The organism is Candidatus Binatia bacterium, from assembly GCA_023150935.1.
Lineage (GTDB): Bacteria > Desulfobacterota > Binatia > HRBIN30 > HRBIN30 > JAKLJW01.
In genome coordinates this window covers 1-2,824 of record JAKLJW010000091.1, presented here as the reverse complement: position 1 = coordinate 2,824, position 2,824 = coordinate 1, and the positions used below count along the sequence as shown (strand labels likewise).

At 62.5% G+C, this 2,824-nt stretch carries 4 protein-coding genes; all 4 read left to right on the top strand.

The genetic code is table 11. The features are described from left to right. A partial coding sequence (locus L6Q96_23060) for a hypothetical protein (protein ID MCK6557430.1) occupies positions 1-878 on the top strand: 878 nt, incomplete at its 5' end. Between the two features lie 3 nt (positions 879-881). After that, complete coding sequence (locus tag L6Q96_23055) at positions 882-1,151, top strand: hypothetical protein (GenBank protein MCK6557429.1); 270 nt, start codon at positions 882-884, stop codon at positions 1,149-1,151. 249 nt (positions 1,152-1,400) lie between these two features. Further along, positions 1,401-1,832: a hypothetical protein gene (locus L6Q96_23050; GenBank protein MCK6557428.1), complete on the top strand. Its 432-nt coding sequence runs from the start codon at positions 1,401-1,403 to the stop codon at positions 1,830-1,832. Positions 1,833-1,954: 122 nt separating this feature from the next. After that, positions 1,955-2,332, top strand: coding sequence for a hypothetical protein (locus tag L6Q96_23045; GenBank protein ID MCK6557427.1), 378 nt, complete (start codon positions 1,955-1,957; stop codon positions 2,330-2,332). Positions 2,333-2,824 lie beyond the last annotated feature (492 nt).

Below are 2,824 nucleotides of genomic sequence, written 5' to 3'. Positions count from 1 at the left end.
CGCTCTACGACTACGGGGCGCGTTTCTACGACCCGCAACTGGTGCAGTTCGTCAGTCAGGACCCGGTGCGGGAGTACCTGCAGCCGTACGCGTACGTGGGCTGGAATCCGGTGCGGTACACCGACCCGACGGGGATGTTCGTGGGTCTCGGCGGTGAGATGGCCGCGATGAGCCAGGCCATGCCCATTCAGTCCTTCTTCTACCACAACATCGCCACGAGCGACTTCGCGTCAGTGATGCAGTACCGCGGTATTGGCTACGGAGGGTTCAACGGACCGGCGGGTGGGGGTCGAGGTGGCGGGCTGGGGTTTGTTGGAGGGGGACTGAGGGCAGGGTCGGCAGAGGGTCAAGCGGTCACCCTGGCGGCGATGCTGACGGGGATACTCGGAGGCGACGGTCGTGCGTTTGCGAGCGCAGCGAGTGAGGCCATCCGAGCGGGTTTCGGGTTTTCGTATGACCTGGAAGGCGGCGCCGGGAGTGTGAGCGTCGATCCGGTCGGCGAGGGGGCGGCGCAGGGATATGCGGTGAGTCTGAGCCCACACGATGGAAGCGTCGGCCCAACGGTCGAAGGGGTCATGACCGGCGCGGCAATTATGGCGGCGGGTGGGGCCATCGCGTGGACGGGCGGGGTTCTTGCGCAGGCCGGTATGGCCGACCTCAGCCATCTCAGCTCGGCTGTCGGTGCGCAGTCGGGCATCGGGGTTGCGCTCGTGCCGCTGGCAATGATCGGAGACAGCATGCTCCTGACCATCGGTGGAGGAGCGCTGCTCTTTGGCAGCGGCTTCCTCATCGGCGTCGGAATAAACGACTATCTTCTTGCGCCAGCGCTCGGCACGCCCACTGTTTGGGCGGGTTACAGCCATTTGAAGGGGAACTGAGGCATGCGTGTGTATCTGTTCGTCATCAGCTTGGTTCCGGGAGCGCTCTTGGCAGTAGTGGCAGCATTCTCTGTGATGCGATGGGTGGATTCGTTTCTTGTGCTTACCGACGAGATCTCATTCGCGGGGTTCGTCGCCATCATGAGTCTCTTCTTTGGGACGTTCTTCGGTCTGTGCTTCAAGATCTTCGGTTTGAGAGTCAGGAAGGTCGGTGGTCGTCTGGAAGTCGTCGAGGAAGGAACTGGAGCATCCGGTGAGCCTGAGGACGGCTAGGGCATCGCCGCCCGCGATTTCGCCTCGACGCTGCAGTACCGCGGCGTTGCCCAGGGAGGGTTCAACGGGCCCGGAGGCGGAGGTCGAGGAGGAGGATTCGGCCTGGTCGGCGGCGGGCTGAGGGGAGGCTTGGCGGAGATGCTGATGGGGATCCTGGGTGGCGAAAGGCGGGGCTGCTGCGCCGGGCTCACTAGCGATTCCACAGGCGCTCTGTCCGGCCTACCCGCGTTTATCGCGTACCTCGGGCTCATGCTCAAGGCCGACGTCATAGACGCGATGGGCTTCGTCTACGGGACCATCCATGGCGTTGTAGAGGGCGCGATAGAGATCGCTGAAGGCGTCATGGCTCTTGATGCTGGCGTGTTCGGCGAGGGACTGTACAATGCGGCCACAGCGGCGTTTCCGCGCCTCGGTAGTCATGGGGGACTCAACTGGCCCGGCACTCATGACAACTCGGCCCTGTTCCCCGCAAGTGGGAGCAAGGCGAACAACGCATCGATCGCCCACGACCTCGCAGTCGGGCGAAGCGGATTCATGAATTCCGCAGTTCATGCCGCGTGGATCAGTGCTGCTTGGACCGGGCCCGGGGTCGAACCAGGTATTTTCGGTCAAGCGTATCGTGGCGTCGGTACAGCCGCGTTCGGCGCGGCTTCCGGTATCCTATGGGCGGCTGGCTATTGATGGATTCTGGGCGATCATTCATCTGGCTATCGGTAGTTACATGGCTGCTTTTCTCGGCAGGCGGCTGCTGTTCTTACGCTGTACTGCTGACAGTTGCCCCTGATGATCGCCCCGGTGCTGGCATGACCGCTGTCCAGATGAAACGGGCGGTTGACACCGTTTCCCAGGTCTCACGGAACTTCGGTCTTAGCCCCAGCAGCAACCTACCTCTGGTGCAGAAACTGTCGACGGAAAGCGATATCTTCTCTTACCGGGTCTTTGCTGAGTTCGGTAGGGACTACGACCGGGAAGGACGACGCTCCAGGATCCTGGTATCAGTGGGACAGGACAAAGCCGACGGCGCTGTAGTCGTGCTCATCAGAGACTGGGACAAGACGAGCGAGACCGATTTCACAGAATCCCTCAAGAAATCCATCGAGGCCTCCTTGGGCGCGGATTTCGCGCCCCACCAGGTTAAGGTCAAGAGGCTCTATGACATGCCAAGCTTCTACGTTCCTTGAGTCGCCTGGGCGGTATGGTGCGACGCGTCCGTTCCCAAAGCTCGCCATCCCTTTGCCCGGCAACCCGCTCGACTGGGCAAGCGTGCGGCATGATATCAGCTTCCGTCACCTGCGGCGGGTGCGCACTGTTTGGTCTCCAACCTCGTTCGGCTTGCCACCTGGTCCGATCGGTCTCGCGCACGGTGTGGTCGGACCCCCGGCTTACACTTACGGGTGCACTGCAATGACCAGTCGGCTGCCTCCACGAGTCCGGTTGCCCATGCGGACGACTCTTCGGTTATGTGCGCTGATGGTGGCGGTCGTCGCTGTAGTGCTTGTTTGTTCTCCGATACTTGCCTTCCACACCGCTGACAAGCGGCCGGAGGTCGACAGGGCGCAACCATGAGACCACGGTTACTTGCAGCGATTCTTGGCGGGGCAGTACTCGGGTCGGTCGGGTTGCGTTTTCTGCCCGCTGACGGTGCCCACGCCCGCCGGCCGCCCGCCGTCGTC

Coding starts and splice junctions, on each gene's coding strand:
- L6Q96_23050 (MCK6557428.1), top strand. CDS start 1,401: ATGCTCAAGGCCGACGTCATAGACGCGATGGGCTTCGTCTACGGGACC.
- L6Q96_23045 (MCK6557427.1), top strand. CDS start 1,955: ATGACCGCTGTCCAGATGAAACGGGCGGTTGACACCGTTTCCCAGGTC.
- L6Q96_23055 (MCK6557429.1), top strand. CDS start 882: ATGCGTGTGTATCTGTTCGTCATCAGCTTGGTTCCGGGAGCGCTCTTG.